The organism is Streptoalloteichus hindustanus (genome assembly GCF_900129375.1).
Taxonomy (GTDB): Bacteria; Actinomycetota; Actinomycetes; order Mycobacteriales; family Pseudonocardiaceae; genus Streptoalloteichus; species Streptoalloteichus hindustanus.
Genome location: NZ_FQVN01000002.1, coordinates 203,189 through 219,997, shown reverse-complemented (window position 1 = coordinate 219,997; position 16,809 = coordinate 203,189). Strand labels below are relative to the sequence as shown.

Here is a 16,809-nt window from a genome sequence, read left to right as displayed (position 1 = left end):
ACGGGCCGGACGACGACATCCCCCTCGTACGTCGTCCACGCCCCCCGCGAATCAACTGAAGTGGGAGCAGCGTCCGTGTCCGTCACCGACGAACTCACCCGTCTGACCACCCCCAGCACGCCGGCCGACTGGACGGAGCTGGACCGGCGCGGGGTCGACACCGTCCGGGTGCTCGCCGCCGACGCCGTGCAGAAGGTGGGCAACGGCCACCCTGGAACCGCGATGAGCCTCGCGCCGGCCGCGTACGCGTTGTTCCAGCGCGTCATGCGGCACGACCCGAGCGACCCGGAGTGGATCGGCCGCGACCGGTTCATCCTCTCCGCCGGCCACAGCAGCCTCACGCTCTACCTCCAGCTGTACCTGTGCGGGTACGGCCTGGAGCTGGAGGACATCAAGGCGCTGCGCACGTGGGGCTCCAAGACCCCCGGCCACCCGGAGTACTGGCACGCGCCGGGCATCGAGATCACGACCGGCCCGCTGGGCCAGGGACTGTCCTCGGCGGTCGGCATGGCCATGGCGGCCCGCCGCGAGCGCGGCCTGTACGACCCGGAGGCCGCGCCCGGGCAGAGCCCGTTCGACCACCACGTCTACGTGATCGCCTCCGACGGCGACATCGAGGAGGGCGTGACCTCCGAGGCGTCCTCGATCGCCGGCGTGCAGAAGCTGGGCAACCTGGTCGTCATCTACGACGACAACCGGATCTCCATCGAGGACGACACCCGGATCGCGCTCGGCGAGGACGTGGGCAAGCGCTACGAGGCCTACGGCTGGCACGTGCAGCACGTGGACGGCGGCGAGAACGTCACCGCCATCCTGGAGGCGCTGGAGGCGGCCAAGGCCGAGACCGAGCGGCCGTCGATCATCATCCTGCGCACGGTGATCGCCTACCCGGCGCCGACCAAGATGAACACCGGCAAGTCGCACGGCTCCGCGCTGGGCGACGAGGAGATCGCCCGGATCAAGGAGATCCTGGGCTTCGACCCGCAGCGCACCTTCCAGGTCGACGACGACGTGCTGGCGCACGTCCGCGGCGTGGTGGAGCGCGGGCGCGCCGCCCACGCCGAGTGGCAGAAGGCGTTCGACGCCTGGGCGGAGGCCAACCCGGAGCGCTGCGCGCTGCTGGAGCGGCTGAGCAAGCGGGACCTGCCGGAGGGCTGGGAGAGCAAGCTCCCGAGCTGGGAGCCCGACCCCAAGGGCATGGCCACCCGCAAGGCCTCCGGCGAGGTGCTCGCCGCGCTCGGCGAGGTGCTGCCCGAGCTGTGGGGCGGCTCGGCCGACCTGGCGGAGAGCAACAACACCACGATCAAGGGCGCCGACTCCTTCGGCCCGGAGGAGATCTCCACCAGGGAGTGGAAGGCCAACCCGTACGGCAGGACGCTGCACTTCGGCGTCCGGGAGCACGCGATGGGCGCGATCCTCAACGGCATCGCGCTGCACGGCGGCACCCGCCCCTACGGCGGCACCTTCCTGGTGTTCAGCGACTACATGCGTCCGGCGGTGCGGCTGGCCGCGCTGATGAAGGCCCCGGTCGTCTACGTGTGGACGCACGACTCGATCGGCCTCGGCGAGGACGGCCCGACGCACCAGCCGATCGAGCACCTCGCCGCGCTGCGCGGCATCCCCGGCCTGTCCGTGGTGCGGCCGGCCGACGCCAACGAGACCGCCGCGGCGTGGAAGGCGATCCTGGAGCGCACCGACGCGCCCGCCGGCCTCGCCCTGACCAGGCAGAACGTGCCGACCCTCGAGGGCACCAGCGCCGAGGGCGTCGCCAGGGGCGGCTACGTGCTGGCCGACGCCGAGAACGGCCAGCCGGACGTGATCCTGATCGCCACCGGCTCCGAGGTGCAGATCGCGGTGGAGGCCAGGAAGGTTCTGGCCGCCGACGGCGTTGCCGCCCGTGTGGTCTCGATGCCGTGCGTGGAGTGGTTCGACGCGCAGGACGAGTCCTACCGGGAGCAGGTCCTGCCGGCGTCGGTCAGGGCTCGGGTGTCGGTCGAGGCCGGCATCGCCATGCCCTGGCACCGCTTCGTCGGCGACGCCGGCGAGACGGTGTCGATCGACCACTTCGGGGCCTCTGCCGACTACCAGACCCTGTACCGCGAGTTCGGGCTCACCACCGAGGCCGTGGTCGACGCGGCCCGGCGCAGCCTGGGCCGGACCCGCGAGGCGTGAGGGAGTGACTGACGTGAGCAACAACCGACTGGCCGCGCTGAGCGAGGCCGGTGTCTCGATCTGGCTCGACGACCTGTCCAGGGAGCGGCTGGAGTCGGGCAACCTGGCCGCGCTCGTGCGCGACCAGCACGTCGTCGGCGTGACGACGAACCCGACGATCTTCGCCGCCGCCCTGTCCAAGGGCGAGTCCTACGACCCGCAGGTGCGGGAGCTGGCCGCCAGGGGCGCGTCGGTGGACCAGGCCGTGCGGGAGATCACCACGACCGACGTGCGCAACGCCTGCGACCTGTTCCGCGCCACCTGGGAGCGGACCGAGGGGCTGGACGGCCGGGTGTCCATCGAGGTGGACCCGAGGCTGGCGCACGACACCGAGCGCACCGTCGCCGAGGCGCTCGACCTGTGGAAGACGGTGGACCGGCCGAACCTGATGGTGAAGATCCCGGCCACCGTCGCCGGCCTGCCGGCGATCACCCGGGTGCTGGCCGAGGGCATCAGCGTCAACGTCACGCTGATCTTCTCGGTGGAGCGGTACCGCGCGGTGATGGACGCCTTCCTCGCCGGTCTGGAGCAGGCCAGGGCCAATGGCCACGACCTGTCCCAGATCGCCTCGGTCGCGTCGTTCTTCGTGTCCAGGGTGGACACCGAGATCGACAAGCGGATCGGCGAGCTGGGCACGCCGGAGGCCGAGGCGCTGCGCGGCGAGGCCGCCATCGCCAACGCCCGGCTCGCCTACGTCGCCTACGAGGAGGTCTTCGGCGGCCAGCGGTGGCGTGAGCTGGCCCAGGCCGGCGCCCGACCGCAGCGCCCGCTGTGGGCCTCCACCGGCGTGAAGGACCCGGCCTACTCCGACACCCGCTACGTGGACGAGCTGGTCGCCCCGGCCGTGGTGAACACCATGCCGGAGAAGACGCTGCTCGCCGTCGCCGACCACGGCGAGATCACCGGCGACACCGTCACCGGCCGCGGCGAGGCGGCGCAGGAGGTCTTCGACGCGCTGACCGAGGCCGGCGTGGACTTCGACGACGTGTTCGCGGTGCTGGAGCGCGAGGGCGTGGAGAAGTTCGAGAAGTCCTGGGCCGAGCTCCTGGAGACCGTCACCGAGCAGCTCGACCGGACGAAGGGCTGAAACCGGATGAGCACCGAGATCCGCTCGTCGGAGTCGCACGCCGCCATCGCCGTCGACATCGTCCACAGTGGACTCGCTGCTGACGCGGCCCCGCTCGCCGACCAGTTGGTCGGCGAGCGGGCCGCCAGCAGGCTGACCACCCAGGACGCCACCCTCTGGGGCCCGGACGCCGAGCCCGAGGCGTCGATCCGCCTGGCATGGACCACGCTGCACGAGACCTCCCGGCCGCTGCTGGCCGAGATCGACGCCCTGGCCGCCGAGCTGCGCGCCGAGGGCGTGGACCGGGTCGTGCTGGCCGGCATGGGCGGCTCCTCGCTGGCCCCCGAGGTCATCTGCGCGACCGCGGGCGTGCCGCTGGTCGTGCTGGACACCACCGACCCCGGCCAGGTCGCCGAGGCCCTGGCCGGCGACCTTCGGCGCACCGTGCTCGTGGTGTCGTCCAAGTCCGGCTCCACCGTCGAGACCGACAGCCACCGCCGGATCTTCGAAAGTGCTTTCGCACAAGACGGAATCGATGCAGGATCGCGCATCGTGGTGGTGACCGATCCGGGCTCGCCGTTGGCGGCGCTGGCCGAGGAGGCCGGGTACCGCAAGGTGTTCCTGGCCGACCCGCACGTGGGCGGCCGCTACTCGGCGCTGACCGCGTTCGGCCTGGTCCCGGCCGGGCTGGCCGGCGCCGACATCGCCGGCCTGCTCGACGACGCCGCGGCGGCGGCCGGCCGGCTGGCCGCGGACGACGCCGACAACCCCGCGGTCCGGCTCGCCGCGGCGCTGGGCGCGGCCCACGCGACCGGCGCGGAGAAGGTCGTGCTCGCCGACACCGGCTCCGGGATCACCGGCTTCGCCGACTGGGCCGAGCAGCTGATCGCCGAGTCCACCGGCAAGGAGGGCACCGGCCTGCTCCCGGTGGCGGTCGAGGGCCCGGACGCGCCGGGCTTCGCCGACGCCCGCGACGACGCGACCCCGGTCGCGGTCGGCCCCGCCCAGGGCGACGCGCGGATCAGCACCACCGGCTCGCTCGGCGGGCAGTTCCTGCTGTGGGAGTACGCCACGGCCCTGGTCGGCCGGCTGCTCGGGATCAACCCGTTCGACCAGCCGGACGTGGAGGCCGCGAAGAAGGCCGCGCGCGCGTTGCTGGACGAGCAGTCGCCCGCCGGCCCGGCGGTCACGCCGACGCTGGTCGACGGCCCGGTCGAGGTCTACGCCTCGGGCGGCTCCTGGCTCTCGCCGGGCGTGGCGACCGTGGCCGACGCGCTGCGCGCGCTGCTCGCGGCCACGCCCGACCACGGCTACGTGGCCGTGCAGGCGTACCTGGACCGGATCGACGACGCCTCGATCGCGCTGCTGCGGACCGAGCTGGCGCGGCGCTGCGGGGTGCAGACCACCTTCGGGTGGGGACCGCGGTTCCTGCACTCCACCGGGCAGTACCACAAGGGCGGCCACCAGAACGGCGTGTTCCTGCAGGTCACCGGCGCGGTCGACGCGGACCTGCCGGTGCCGGGCCGGCCGTACACGCTCGGTGAGCTGCAGCGGGCGCAGGCGCTCGGCGACGGCCAGGTGCTGGCCGAGCACGGGCGTCCGGTGCTGCGGCTGCACCTGACCGACCGGATCGCCGGCCTGTCCCACCTCATCAAGGCTGTGCAGGAGGTCAAGGCGTGACACAGGCCTGGAGCAACCCGCTTCGGGACGAGCGGGACAAGCGGTTGCCCAGGATCGCCGGGCCGTGCGGTCTGGTGATCTTCGGGGTGACCGGCGACCTGTCCCGCAAGAAGCTGATGCCGGCGATCTACGACCTGGCGAACCGGGGGCTGCTGCCGCCGGGCTTCGGCCTGGTCGGGTTCGCCCGCCGGGACTGGGCGGACCAGGACTTCGGCCAGGTGGTGTACGAGGCGGTGCGGCAGCACGCCCGCACCCCGTTCCGCCAGGCCGTGTGGGACCGGCTCGCGGAGGGCTTCCGCTTCGTGCCCGGCACCTTCGACGACCCGGCCGCGTTCGACACGCTCGCGGCCACCGTCAAGGAGCTGGACGAGGAGCGCGGCACCGGCGGCAACCACGCGTTCTACCTGTCGATCCCGCCGTCGTTCTTCCCGGTGGTCTCCGAGCAGCTCGCCCGCTCCGGGCTCACCGACCAGGGCCCTGACCAGTGGCGCCGGGTGGTGATCGAGAAGCCGTTCGGCCACGACCTGGCCAGCGCGCGCGACCTCAACCGGGTCGTCAACGAGGTCTTCCCCGAGGAGTCGGTGTTCCGCATCGACCACTACCTCGGCAAGGAGACGGTCCAGAACATCCTGGCGCTGCGCTTCGCCAACCAGCTCTTCGAGCCGCTGTGGAACGCGCACTACGTGGACCACGTGCAGATCACGATGGCCGAGGACATCGGCATCGGCGGCAGGGCCGGCTACTACGACGGCATCGGCGCCGCACGCGACGTGATCCAGAACCACCTGCTCCAGCTCCTGGCGCTGATGGCGATGGAGGAGCCGGGCTCCTTCCACCCCAGGGCGCTGCGGGCGGAGAAGATCAAGGTGCTGTCGGCGACCAAGCCGGTCGGCCCGTTCGAGGACACCACGGCGTACGGGCAGTACACCGGGGGCTGGCAGGGCGGCCAGAAGGTGCTGGGCTACCTGGAGGAGGAGGGCATCGCGCCCGGCTCCACCACGGAGACCTTCGCCGCCATCACCTGCGAGGTCAACACCCGCCGCTGGGCGGGGGTCCCGTTCTACCTGCGCACCGGCAAGCGGCTGGGCCGCCGGGTCACCGAGATCGCGGTGGTGTTCAAGCGCGCCCCGCACCTGCCGTTCGACGCCACGATGACCGAGGAGCTGGGGCAGAACGCCCTGGTGATCCGGGTGCAGCCGGACGAGGGCGTGACGATGCGGTTCGGCTCCAAGGTGCCGGGCGCGACCATGGAGGTCCGCGACGTCACGATGGACTTCGGCTACGGCCACGCGTTCACCGAGAGCTCGCCGGAGGCCTACGAGCGGCTGCTGCTGGACGTGCTGCTGGGCGAGCCCTCGCTGTTCCCGGTGAACGAGGAGGTCGAGCTGTCCTGGCAGATCCTCGACCCGGTGCTGCGGTTCTGGGCCGAGCAGGGCACGCCCGAGCAGTACCGGGCGGGCACGTGGGGGCCGGCGTCGGCGGACGCGATGATGGCCAGGACCGGCAGGCACTGGAGGCGGCCGTGATCATTGATCTGCCAGCGACGACGACCTCGCAGGTCAACAGGAAGCTCGTCGAGCTGCGGGACCAGGGCGGCGCGGTGGCCCTGGGCCGGGTGCTCACCCTGGTGATCGTCACCGACGACGGCGAGCAGACCGAGGCGGCCGTGGACGCGGCCAACGAGGCCAGCCGCGAGCACCCGTGCCGGGTGATCGTGGTGGCCAGGGGACCGCGCAAGGCCGCGGCCCGGCTGGACGCGCAGATCCGGGTCGGCGGGGACGCCGGGGCCAGCGAGGTGGTCGTGCTCCGGCTCTACGGTCCGCTGGCCGACGAGGGCGCGAGCTGCGTGGTGCCGCTGCTGCTGCCGGACGCGCCGGTCGTGGCGTGGTGGCCGGGCAACGCGCCGGCCGCGCCGGCGGAGGACCCGATCGGTCAGCTCGCGACGCGGCGGATCACCGACGCCGCCGCCGAGAAGAACCCGATCAAGGCCCTGGACATCCGGCGCACCTCCTACGCCGAGGGCGACACCGACCTGGCGTGGACCCGGCTCACCACGTGGCGGGCGCTGCTGGCCGCCGCGCTGGACCTGCCGCCGTTCGAGAAGGTGACGGCGGCGACGGTGACCGGCGGCGCGGACTCGCCGTCCACCGACCTGCTGGCCGGCTGGCTCGCCGCCTACCTGGACATCCCGGTCAGCCGGCGCAAGACGCCGGCCGGCGAGGGCATGCACTCGGTGGTGCTGGAGCGGAAGTCCGGCGCCGTCGAGCTGGTGCGGCCGGACGGCAGCGTCGGCACGCTGACCCAGCCGGGGCAGCCGCCGCGCCGGGTCGCGCTCCAGCGCAGGGAGAACCAGGACTGCCTGATCGAGGAGATGCGTCGGCTCGACCCGGACGAGGTCTACGACGCGACCCTGCGGGCGTTGCCCAAGGTCAAGCAGGCGCGCACGGTCAGCAAGCCGGCCGAGCGGGTCCCGGCGAAGGCGGGCGGGGCGAAGGCCGCGGCGGCCGGGAAGGCCGCTGTGACGGCCGAGGCCCCGGCCGAGGGCACAGCCGAGGAGCCGGCCGGCGAGCCCGCCAAGGCCGGCCCGAAGGCCGAGCCGAGGAAGTCGGCGAAGGCCGACGGGAAGGCCACCGCGAAGTCCGACGGGAAGGGCGCCGCGTCGACCTCGGGCAAGGGGGCCGGCCGGGGCAAGAGCGCGCCCAAGTCGGCGAAGCGGTCCGGCAAGAAGTCGAGCGGAGCGCAGCGGTGACGCAGCCCCAGGTCGTGGTGCACGACACCCCCGAGCTGCTGGCCGCCGCGGTGGCGGCCCGGCTGGTGACCGCGCTGGTCGACGCGCAGGCCGCGCGTGGGACGGCGTCGCTGGTGCTGACCGGCGGCCGGACCGGGACGGCGGTGCTGGAGCAGCTCAGGGACGCGCCGGCGCGGGACGCGGTGGACTGGTCGCGGGTCGACGTCTTCTGGGGCGACGAGCGGTTCCTGCCCGCCGGGCACCCGGACCGCAACGAGACCCAGGCCAGGGAGGCGTTCCTGGACCACGTGCCGGTCGACCCGGCGCGGGTGCACGCGGTCGCGGCCTCCGACGGGCGGTTCGGCGACGACCCGGACGCGGCGGCCGCCGCGTACGCCGAGGTGCTGGCCCGGGCGGCCGGGCCGGGCGACCACGGCCCGGTGCCGGTGTTCGACGTCTGCCTGCTCGGCGTCGGCGAGGAGGGGCACACCGCCTCGGTGTTCCCCGACTCGCCCGCGGTGCACGAGACCGAGCGCACGGTCGTGGCGGTGCGGAACTGCCCGAAGCCGCCGCCCACCCGCGTCTCGTTGACCCTGCCGGCGATCCGCGCCTCGGCCGAGGTCTGGCTGCTGACCACCGGCGCGGCCAAGGCCGGGCCGGTGGCCATGGCCCTCGGCGGGGCCGACGAGGTCGAGATCCCGGCCGCGGGCGCGCGCGGCCAGCGCCGCACGCTGTGGCTGCTGGACCACGCGGCCGCGGGCAGGACGCCGGGCGCGGCCCACCCGGCCTGAGAAGTCCGTCCACGGCGGGTGGCCCGGTCCCGGGCCACCCGCCGTGGCGTTCGCCCCTCACCTCTGTTCCGCCCTGTCCGGGAAGAACCTCCGACTGTCCAGGACCCGTCTCCTGACCTGCGTAGAGAACGTGGATGAAGTGGCAACGTCGTCCACAAAGGGTTGATGCCGGATGAGCATGACGAACATCGACGACGAACATCGACATCGACGATAACCTGCTCGCCGAGGCCATGCGGCTGATGGGCACCACAACCAAGAAGGACACCGTTAACGGTGCCCTCGCCAACTATGTCGCCCGCCTACGGCGTAACGCCGCACTCTAGGATCTCGGCCGGCGCGGCGCGGCCGGTCAGTTCGATGCCGCCGAAGCCGCTCACCACGCGGCCAAGCGCCTCCGCCAACAGGACGACAGCGAGTAATCACGCGCTACCTCATCGACATTTCGGCAGTATGGCGACTGGCGCGTGATCCGGTCCTCCGCGACGCCTGGTCCGAGCTCATCGCCTCGGGCCTCGTCCACATCTGCGCTCCCACGCGCACGGAATGCCTACGGTCAGCTCGCGACCTCGCCGACCGGGACGCCATGGGGGATCTCCTTCACGAGATGTTCGAGCTGGTGGCAGTCCCCAAGAACGCCTGGATCTGGGCTGACAGGGCCCAGTACACCCTCACCACGAAAAGTCGGCACCGAGGCGCCCAGGACCGGTTGACCTTCTGGTTGCCGCGACGGCGGCACACCACGGTTTGACGATCCCGCACAGCGACAACGACTATCGGACGATCGCCGCTGTGCTCGCCGATGTCACCGAGCAGGACATCCACGCTCGTAGCGAGTCCTGACCGGAGCTGGACGAAGGACAGCGCTTCTGTGGTGTCTCCGGGTTGACCGTCCGGGGCGTGGTGTCGGGCCTCGATCGGGTTCGCGGGCCAACCCGGTGTGACGGTTCGGACGCATGGGCGACAGCGCCTCACCTGTTCTTGTTGTTCTCGGACCGGTACGGGGAAACTCCACCGGGACCGACCGTCGCCACGCCCTGTCACCGAGGAGGCCCACGATGCCCCTGTCCCGCGCTGTCCGCGACCGCGTCCGGGCGTTCCTGTCCGCCGACGAGGAGATCCGGTTCCTGTTCCCGGCGACCGCCGTGTCGGTCGGCACCGCGTTGGGCAGCCTCGTCGGGATGGCGGGCTACCTGGTGGCCGTCACGGACCGGCGGATCGTGGTGCTCGCCGGGAGCTGGTTCCGCAGGAACCGGCCCGTCTCGCTGTGGACCGAGCTGCCCAGGGCGACCCGGCTCGGCCCCGTGGACACCTCGCTGACGCCGACGATCACGGTGGGCGGGCTGGTGTTGGAGACCGACGAGGAGTACGTCCCGGTGATCCGCGCGGCGGACGCGGAGCTGGCGGGGGTGGACTGCCTGCCGCCGGACCCGCTGCCCCACCTGTGACGCCCCGCCGGCCGGCGGCGGGGCGGGCTGGCTGCGGCCTACTCCTCGCGGTCCGCGCGCCGTTCGGCCTGGTGGGGGGCGTTCGGGAGGCCGGCCGCGCGGCGGGCCGCCCTGGCCGCCGCCCTGGCGGACAGCTCGGCCACGATCGCGGCGAGCCGGTGCGGGTCCACCGAGCTGGCGCCGGGGCCGAACTCGATGTCCCACACCGCGCCGCCCGGGCCGACACGCACGGCGACCACCCCGTCCGCGCTGCGCGCCCACGCGCTGATCCGGTCCATCGTGTCGTCCCTTCCGCGCCGGTCCCTGCTGCCGATCGCTGCTGGCGGGTCACCGCTCCACCCGAGCATGACCGATGATCCTGGCGTCCTCCCCCGCCCTGACACCGACTTTGCGCGGTTCGTGGGGCGGCTCACGTGGTCAGGGCCGGAAGAACCCCGGCTGGTCGGCGAACTGCCCGACGGCGGCGGCGGTCACCCGGTGGTCGAGGCGGGAGCCGTCGGCGAAGTGCCAGACGAACCGGTGCCGCTCCAGGGTGCGGGGCGCGGGGCCGATCTCGACGCCGCGCAGCGCGTCGACCGGCGCCGACCACTCCGGTCCCTCGCCGGGCGCGCTCCCCTCGACGGCGCTCGCCGGCCGGTCCGCCTCCCCGCCCCGGGAGATCAGGTCGCGGCCGAGGCTCATCACCCGCCGGCCGACCGACAACCCCGCCTGACCGAGCTCCCGCGCCGTGCCGACGATGCCGGTCCGGTCGGCGACCACGAGGAGGCGTTGGTCGGTGCGCACGACGGTGGCGCGACCGGTGGCGGCCTTGGCGAACTCGGCGGCCAGGCAGTCCGGCCGGTCCCCGTGGACCTCGCCGTTGGGGTCGGGCGCGGTGCTGTCGCCGGAGGCGCCGTCCGCCATGGCCGCCGCCGCGACCCACGCGGCCGCCTTGGCGGTGCGGAACGCGGTCTTGCCGACGCCCTGGACGAAGCCGACGGCGTTGTTCTGGCGGCCGTCCCTGGCCAGCCCGGTCACCTGGAACCGGGGCCGGTGCAGCGGGAGCCGCAGGAACCACACCACCCGCTCGCCCGGCCGCAGGCACCTGTTGATCTCACTGTGGTCGGCCACGCCGCACCCTTCTCCCCTCCACCGACGACGACAGTCCAGTCTTCCAGCCCTGCCCCCGGGCACGCCCGGGGTTCGCGTCGACCCGGCGGTCGCCCCACCGCGCGGCCGCCGGCGAGCGCGCCGCAAAGTTGATCATGGCAGCCGCCGGCGACGGCGGACCGGCGAACGGCACAACGCTTCCCGCACGCGAACAGAACTTTCGGGGGTTGTCCCAACCGATGGGCGATTGGCCGACCGTGGCGGTGACCGTGCGCCGCTACGCTCGCGGTTAACCACCCGGACGAAGTACCTTTACCTCCGTCGATCGAGTGGCAGGAGGTAGCGGTCCTGGTCGCTCACGAGCTGTTGACGGGCCAACCGACCGGTTCCGCCCCGCTCGTGCCCCGGCAGCGTGGGCGTTCCACACCCCGCGTTCCCTGGTGGCGCCGAGTGTTGCGGCCGCTCGGTCGGTGGCGCGCGTACGCCTGGGACGCGGGCGCGATCCTGCTGGCCGCGGCCGACCTGGTGCTCGCGGTCGGCGACCCGCAGGCCAACGTCCCGCCCTACGCCCACGTCATGTCGTGGGTCGCGTGCCTGGGTCTGGTGTTCCGCCGCAGGTTCCCCCGGACGGTGCTGGCGCTCTGCGTGCCCGGTCTGCTCGTCGGCTACGCGCTGGTCGCCGCGGAGGTCGCGCTCTACACCGTCAGCCGGCGCCGCCCCTTCAGCTGGCAGGTCGTCGTGGGCTGCCTGGCGGTGTGGGCGTCGGCGTTCGTCCTCTGGCCGCTGCCCACCTTCCTGAACCTGTCGCTGCACGACGTGCTCGGGCGGTTCATGTACAGCGGGCTCCAGGCGCTGGCGCCGTTCGCGCTCGGCCTGCTGATGCGGACCCGCACCGAGCTGTCGCACCGCGTCCGCGAGTTGGCCGAGGGGCGCGAGCGGGAGAAGCGCCTGCACGCCCACGCGGTGCTGGCCCAGGAGCGCGCCCGCCTCGCCCGCGAGATGCACGACGTCGTCTCGCACCAGGTCACGCTGATCGCGATGCAGGCCGGGGCGCTGCAGACGTGCACGCCCGACGACGAGGCCAGGGAGGTCGCGCGGGTGATCCGCCAGCTCAGCGTCCGCACGCTGGAGGAGCTGCGGCAGATGGTCGGCGTGCTGCGGGTGACCGCGCTGGACGCCGACGCCGCGTCGCGTCCCGGGCTGAAGGACCTGCCGGAGCTGGTGGCGCACAGCGGCGTCCCGGTCGAGCTGTCCCTGGGCGCCCTGCCCGAACCCGTGCCCGCGCCGTTGTCCACCGCCGCCTACCGCACGGTGCAGGAGGCGTTGACCAACGTCCGCAAGCACGCCCCCGGAGCACCGACCTCGGTGCTCCTCGAGGTGCGCGAGGACCACCTGGCCGTCGAGATCCGCAACGGGAACCCGGCGACCAGCGCGTCGGCCCCGGCGTTCCCCTCCGGCGGGCACGGCCTGGTCGGGCTGCGCGAACGCGCCGAACTCCTGGGCGGCGACTTCCAGGCCGAGCGGACCGAGGACGGCGGGTTCCGGGTCCTCGCGCGGTTCCCGTTGGCCCACACCCGAATCCCGGAGACCGACCAGCACTGACGGTCACCGACCAGCACCGACCAGCACCGACGCGCACTGACCAACGCCGACCAGCACTGACCAGCCCGGCACGAGAACGCCGATGGCCCCGGCAGCACGACGGTGCTACCGGGGCCATCGGTCACCGGGCGGACGGCGCGCCGCCGGCCCGGAACGTCTCACTCACCTCGCTGGGCGCGGAGCTTGGCCAGGGCCTCCTCCAGGATCGCCTCGCCGTCGGCGTCGCTGCGCCGCTCCTTCACGTACGCCAGGTGCGTCTTGTACGGCTCGTTGCGCGGCGGGTCCGGCGGACTCTCCTGGTCCTTGCCGGCGGGCAGTCCGCAACGCGGACAGTCCCACATCTCGGGTTCCTCCGCGTCGAGCGCGAACGACGGGCGCACCTCGTGCCCGTTGGCGCACCAGTACGACACTCGGCGCCGCGGCGCGGACTCGCCGCGCTCGGACTCGCCCATCGGGCCCGCGCCGACCCGGGTTCCGCGAATCGCGTTACCACCAGCCATCGACCCTCACACCCCCACCAGGTGGTCTTGCCCCAAGGTTCGAAGTCGCGGGCCTGCTCAGCCGACCTTGAGCAACAGCCCGACGCCCACCGCGGAGATCACCCAGATGGCGGCGACGAACAGCGTCAGCCGGTCCAGGTTCTTCTCCACCACGGTCGAGCCGGACAGGCTCGACTGCATGCCCCCGCCGAACAGCGAGGACAGCCCGCCGCCGCGACCACGGTGCAGCAACACCAGCAGCACCAGCAGGACACTGGACGCGATCAGACAGATCTGCAGGAAAAGCTTCATCTCAACCCTCGCTGTCAGGCGGTCGACGTCACAGACTACCCGGCCGATGGTCACCGCTGAACGGCTAGTGGATCTTCGAACCTGACGGTTCTCCGCCAGGACACCAACTTAGCGTCCCCGGCGGACGACGCACCGCAGTGGCCCCGCGTCCCGACTCCGGTCGGCCCCCGCGGCGGGCACGCGGACCGCGCGCCGGGGGCCGACCGGAGCGGGAGATCACGGCAGCGGGCCGCCCGCCGCCAACGCGCAGAGCTTGGCGAACTCCTCGCCGTCGAGGCTGGCCCCGCCGACCAACGCGCCGTCCACGTCGTCCTGCTTGACCAGCTCGGCGATGTTGCCGGACTTCACCGACCCGCCGTAGAGCACGCGGACCGCGTCGGCCACCTCGGCGCCGTACTTCTCGGCGAGCTGGGCGCGCAGCGCCCCGCACACCTCCTGCGCGTCGGCCGGCGTCGCCACCCGACCGGTGCCGATCGCCCACACCGGCTCGTAGGCCACCACGACCTGGCGGACCTGCTCGGCCTTCAGGCCCTTGAGCGCGGCCACCAGCTGCGCGTTGCAGTGCGCAACGTGGGTGCCCTGCTCCCGCACCTCGACCCGCTCGCCCACACACAGGATCGGGGTGAGCCCGTGCTTGAGCGCGGCCCGCACCTTGCGGTTGACCAGCTCGTCGTCCTCGTGGTGGTACTCGCGGCGCTCGGAGTGCCCGACCACCACGAAGGTGCAGCCCAGCTTGGCGAGCATCGGCCCGGACACCTCACCGGTGTACGCGCCGGAGTCGTGCGCCGAGATGTCCTGCGCCCCGTGGGTCAGCAGCAGCTTGTCGCCGTCCACCAGCGTCTGCACGCTGCGGATGTCGGTGAACGGCGGCAACACCGTGACGTCGACCTTGTCGAAGTACTTCGCCGGCAGGGCGAAGGCGATCTTCTGCACCAGGGCGATGGCCTCGAAGTGGTTGAGGTTCATCTTCCAGTTGCCCGCGATCAGCGGCTTGCGCGAGGCCATGCTCAGTCCTCCAACACCGCGACGCCGGGGAGCTCCTTGCCCTCCAGGAACTCCAGGGAAGCCCCACCACCGGTGGAGATGTGCGAGAAGCCGTCCTCGGGCAGGCCGAGCTGGCGCACCGCGGCGGCCGAGTCGCCGCCACCGACGACGCTGAACGCGTCGCCGTCGACGAGCGCCTGGGCGACCGCGCGGGTGCCGCCGGCGAACGCCTCGAACTCGAACACGCCCATCGGCCCGTTCCAGAACACCGTCCTGGCGTCGGACACCTTGGCGGCGAACAGCTTCTGGCTCTCCGGGCCGATGTCCAGGCCCATCCGGTCGGCCGGGATCGCGTCGGCCGGCACCACCTGGTGCTCGGCGTCGGCGGCGAAGGCCGTGGTGGCCAGCACGTCGACCGGCAGCACCAGCTCCACGCCCCGCTCCTCCGCGGCGGCCAGGAACCCGCGCACGGTGTCGAGCTGGTCCTCCTGCAGCAGCGAGGAGCCCACCTCGTGGCCCTGGGCCTTGAGGAAGGTGTAGGCCATGCCACCGCCGATCACCAGGCGGTCGACCTTGGTGAGCAGGTTGGCGATCACGCCGAGCTTGTCCGACACCTTGGCGCCGCCGAGCACGACGACGTAGGGCCGGGCCGGGTTCTCGGTGAGCCGGCGCAGCACGTCGACCTCGGCCAGCACCAGGCCGCCGGCGTAGTGCGGCAGCCGCTTCGCCACGTCGTAGACCGACGCCTGCTTGCGGTGCACCACGCCGAAACCGTCGGAGACGAACGCGCCGGCGGCGCCGTTCTCGCCCGCCACCAGCGCGGCCAGCTCGTCGGCGAGCGCGCCGCGCTCGGCGTCGTCCTTGCTGGTCTCGCGGGCGTCGAAGCGCACGTTCTCCAGCAGCGCGACGCCGCCGTCGGCCAGACCGTCCACAGTGGACTTCGCGGACGGGCCGACCAGGTCGGTGGCGAAGGCCACCTCGGCGCCGAGCAGCTCACCGAGCCGCCGGGCGACCGGGGCCAGGGAGAACTCGGACTTCGGCTCGCCCTTGGGCCGGCCCAGGTGCGCCGTCACCACCACCCGGGCGCCGGCATCGGCCAGCGCCCGGATGGTGGGCAGCGACGCCCTGACCCGACCGTCGTCGGTGATCCTCTCGCCGTCCAGCGGCACGTTGAGGTCGGCGCGCACGAGCACGCGCCGACCCCGAACGCCCTCGGACAGCAGGTCGTCGAGCGTCCTCACCGGCGACCTCAGAGCTTCGAGGCGACCAGGGCGACCAGGTCGGCCAGCCGGTTGGAGTAGCCCCACTCGTTGTCGTACCAGCCGACGACCTTGACCTGGTTGCCGATGACCTTGGTCAGCGGCGCGTCGTAGATGCACGACGCCGGGTCGGTGACGATGTCGGTGGAGACGATCGGCTCGTCCGAGTAGCGCAGGATGCCCTTGAGCGCGCCCTCGGCCGCGGTCCGGTACGCGGCGTTGACCTCGTCCAGGCTGACCTCGCGGGACAGCGTGACGGTCAGGTCGGTGGTGGAGCCGGTCGGCACCGGCACGCGCAGCGCGTAGCCGTCGAGCTTGCCGTTGAGCTCCGGCAGCACCAGGCCGATGGCCTTGGCCGCGCCGGTGCTGGTCGGCACGATGTTCAGGGCGGCGGCGCGGGCCCGGCGCAGGTCCTTGTGCGGGCCGTCCTGCAGGTTCTGGTCCTGCGTGTAGGCGTGGATGGTGGTCATCAGACCGCGCTCGACGGTGAACGCGTCGTGCAGCACCTTGGCCAGCGGGGCCAGGCAGTTGGTGGTGCAGGAGGCGTTCGAGATCACCGTCTGCGAGCCGTCGTACTTGTCCTCGTTGGCGCCGAGGACGACGGTCAGGTCCTCGCCCTTGGCGGGCGCGGAGATGATGACCTTCTTGGCGCCGCCCTCGTCCACGTGCTTGCGCGCGTCGGCGGCGTTGGTGAAGAAGCCGGTGGACTCGACCACGACGTCGACGCCGAGGTCCTTCCACGGCAGCTTGCCCGGGTCGCGCTCGGCGAGGGCCCTGATGGTCTTGCCGTCGACCTCGATGCCCTCGTCGGTGGCCCGCACGTCGGCGTCGAGCCTGCCCAGGATGCTGTCGTACTTGAGCAGGTGCGCCATGGTCGCGACGTCGCCCAGGTCGTTGAAGGCCACGATCTCGATGTCGTGGGAGCTGGCCTGGACAGCACGCCAGAAGTTGCGTCCGATGCGGCCGAAGCCGTTGACACCTACGCGAACCGTCACGGTTCTTTCTCCCTATGGCTCGACCCGGCCGGAAACCGGGCGGGGTTTTGTCCTCACCGGCCACCCTAGCGGCCGAACGGAGTCGCTGGTCACATGGGCTGCCGCCGTTCTGGATCGAACCAGTTGGGCGGAGTCCGCGCTAGCCCCCAATTGGTCTGAACCAAA

Annotated in this window: 16 protein-coding genes; 9 read left to right on the top strand and 7 right to left on the bottom strand. The window is 72.7% G+C overall.

Going from position 1 to position 16,809, the window contains the following annotated elements:
* Positions 1-75 precede the first annotated feature (75 nt).
* The 8 genes from tkt to BUE43_RS06550 all read left to right on the top strand — a co-directional run bounded on the left by tkt (position 76) and on the right by BUE43_RS06550 (position 9,924).
* A complete protein-coding gene (tkt, locus tag BUE43_RS06590) occupies positions 76-2,172 on the top strand; it encodes a transketolase (RefSeq protein WP_073480504.1) in 2,097 nt (698 codons plus the stop codon).
* A 13-nt stretch (positions 2,173-2,185) separates the two neighbouring features.
* The gene (gene tal, locus BUE43_RS06585) at positions 2,186-3,298 is read left to right on the top strand and encodes a transaldolase (RefSeq protein WP_073480503.1); all 1,113 of its coding nucleotides are present in this window, start codon (positions 2,186-2,188) and stop codon (positions 3,296-3,298) included.
* Between the two features lie 6 nt (positions 3,299-3,304).
* Positions 3,305-4,957: a glucose-6-phosphate isomerase gene (locus tag BUE43_RS06580; protein WP_073480502.1), complete on the top strand. Its 1,653-nt coding sequence runs from the start codon at positions 3,305-3,307 to the stop codon at positions 4,955-4,957.
* Positions 4,954-6,483, top strand: a complete 1,530-nt coding sequence (gene zwf / locus BUE43_RS06575) for a glucose-6-phosphate dehydrogenase (protein ID WP_073480501.1) — start codon at positions 4,954-4,956, stop codon at positions 6,481-6,483. The genes BUE43_RS06580 and zwf overlap by 4 nt, the downstream gene beginning before the upstream one ends.
* Positions 6,480-7,706, top strand: coding sequence for a glucose-6-phosphate dehydrogenase assembly protein OpcA (gene opcA / locus BUE43_RS06570; protein ID WP_083959494.1), 1,227 nt, complete (start codon positions 6,480-6,482; stop codon positions 7,704-7,706). Before zwf ends, opcA begins: the two co-directional genes overlap by 4 nt.
* Positions 7,703-8,476, top strand: coding sequence for a 6-phosphogluconolactonase (gene pgl, locus BUE43_RS06565; RefSeq protein ID WP_073480500.1), 774 nt, complete (start codon positions 7,703-7,705; stop codon positions 8,474-8,476). Before opcA ends, pgl begins: the two co-directional genes overlap by 4 nt.
* Before the next feature lie 200 nt (positions 8,477-8,676).
* Positions 8,677-8,802 carry a type II toxin-antitoxin system VapB family antitoxin gene (locus tag BUE43_RS34610; RefSeq protein ID WP_200797426.1) on the top strand — a complete coding sequence of 42 codons (126 nt, stop codon included), beginning with the start codon at positions 8,677-8,679 and terminating at the stop codon, positions 8,800-8,802.
* 732 nt (positions 8,803-9,534) lie between these two features.
* Positions 9,535-9,924: a hypothetical protein gene (locus BUE43_RS06550; protein WP_073480499.1), complete on the top strand. Its 390-nt coding sequence runs from the start codon at positions 9,535-9,537 to the stop codon at positions 9,922-9,924.
* A 38-nt stretch (positions 9,925-9,962) separates the two neighbouring features.
* Here BUE43_RS06550 and BUE43_RS06545 read toward each other — a convergent pair whose 3' ends face one another.
* Together BUE43_RS06545 and BUE43_RS06540 are read right to left on the bottom strand one after the other, a co-directional pair.
* Entirely contained in the window at positions 9,963-10,202 is a 240-nt protein-coding gene (locus BUE43_RS06545; RefSeq protein ID WP_159447700.1) for a hypothetical protein, read from the bottom strand.
* Positions 10,203-10,341: 139 nt separating this feature from the next.
* A complete protein-coding gene (locus BUE43_RS06540) occupies positions 10,342-11,034 on the bottom strand; it encodes a hypothetical protein (protein ID WP_073480497.1) in 693 nt (230 codons plus the stop codon).
* Between the two features lie 429 nt (positions 11,035-11,463).
* Here BUE43_RS06540 and BUE43_RS06535 point away from each other — a divergent pair, with 429 nt between their 5' ends.
* On the top strand, positions 11,464-12,615 hold the full coding sequence (locus BUE43_RS06535) for a sensor histidine kinase (RefSeq protein WP_073480496.1): 1,152 nt from the start codon (positions 11,464-11,466) through the stop codon (positions 12,613-12,615).
* Positions 12,616-12,773: 158 nt separating this feature from the next.
* On the opposite strand, the gene BUE43_RS06530 is transcribed toward BUE43_RS06535, so the two are convergent.
* The 5 genes from BUE43_RS06530 to gap form a co-directional block, all read right to left on the bottom strand.
* Positions 12,774-13,115 (bottom strand): RNA polymerase-binding protein RbpA, encoded by a 342-nt coding sequence (locus BUE43_RS06530; RefSeq protein ID WP_073480495.1) that lies wholly within the window; start codon positions 13,113-13,115, stop codon positions 12,774-12,776.
* 57 nt (positions 13,116-13,172) lie between these two features.
* Positions 13,173-13,406, bottom strand: coding sequence for a preprotein translocase subunit SecG (gene secG, locus BUE43_RS06525; protein ID WP_073480494.1), 234 nt, complete (start codon positions 13,404-13,406; stop codon positions 13,173-13,175).
* A gap of 216 nt (positions 13,407-13,622) precedes the next feature.
* A complete protein-coding gene (tpiA, locus tag BUE43_RS06520) occupies positions 13,623-14,411 on the bottom strand; it encodes a triose-phosphate isomerase (RefSeq protein WP_073480493.1) in 789 nt (262 codons plus the stop codon).
* Between the two features lie 2 nt (positions 14,412-14,413).
* Positions 14,414-15,631 carry a phosphoglycerate kinase gene (locus tag BUE43_RS06515; protein WP_073480492.1) on the bottom strand — a complete coding sequence of 406 codons (1,218 nt, stop codon included), beginning with the start codon at positions 15,629-15,631 and terminating at the stop codon, positions 14,414-14,416.
* An 8-nt stretch (positions 15,632-15,639) separates the two neighbouring features.
* Complete coding sequence (gene gap / locus BUE43_RS06510; protein ID WP_073480491.1) at positions 15,640-16,644, bottom strand: type I glyceraldehyde-3-phosphate dehydrogenase; 1,005 nt, start codon at positions 16,642-16,644, stop codon at positions 15,640-15,642.
* Between the last annotated feature and the right edge of the window lie 165 nt (positions 16,645-16,809).

Coding starts and splice junctions, on each gene's coding strand:
- BUE43_RS06580 (WP_073480502.1), top strand. CDS start 3,305: ATGAGCACCGAGATCCGCTCGTCGGAGTCGCACGCCGCCATCGCCGTC.
- tpiA (WP_073480493.1), bottom strand. CDS start 14,411: ATGGCCTCGCGCAAGCCGCTGATCGCGGGCAACTGGAAGATGAACCTC.
- BUE43_RS06550 (WP_073480499.1), top strand. CDS start 9,535: ATGCCCCTGTCCCGCGCTGTCCGCGACCGCGTCCGGGCGTTCCTGTCC.
- BUE43_RS06545 (WP_159447700.1), bottom strand. CDS start 10,202: ATGGACCGGATCAGCGCGTGGGCGCGCAGCGCGGACGGGGTGGTCGCC.
- secG (WP_073480494.1), bottom strand. CDS start 13,406: ATGAAGCTTTTCCTGCAGATCTGTCTGATCGCGTCCAGTGTCCTGCTG.
- BUE43_RS06530 (WP_073480495.1), bottom strand. CDS start 13,115: ATGGCTGGTGGTAACGCGATTCGCGGAACCCGGGTCGGCGCGGGCCCG.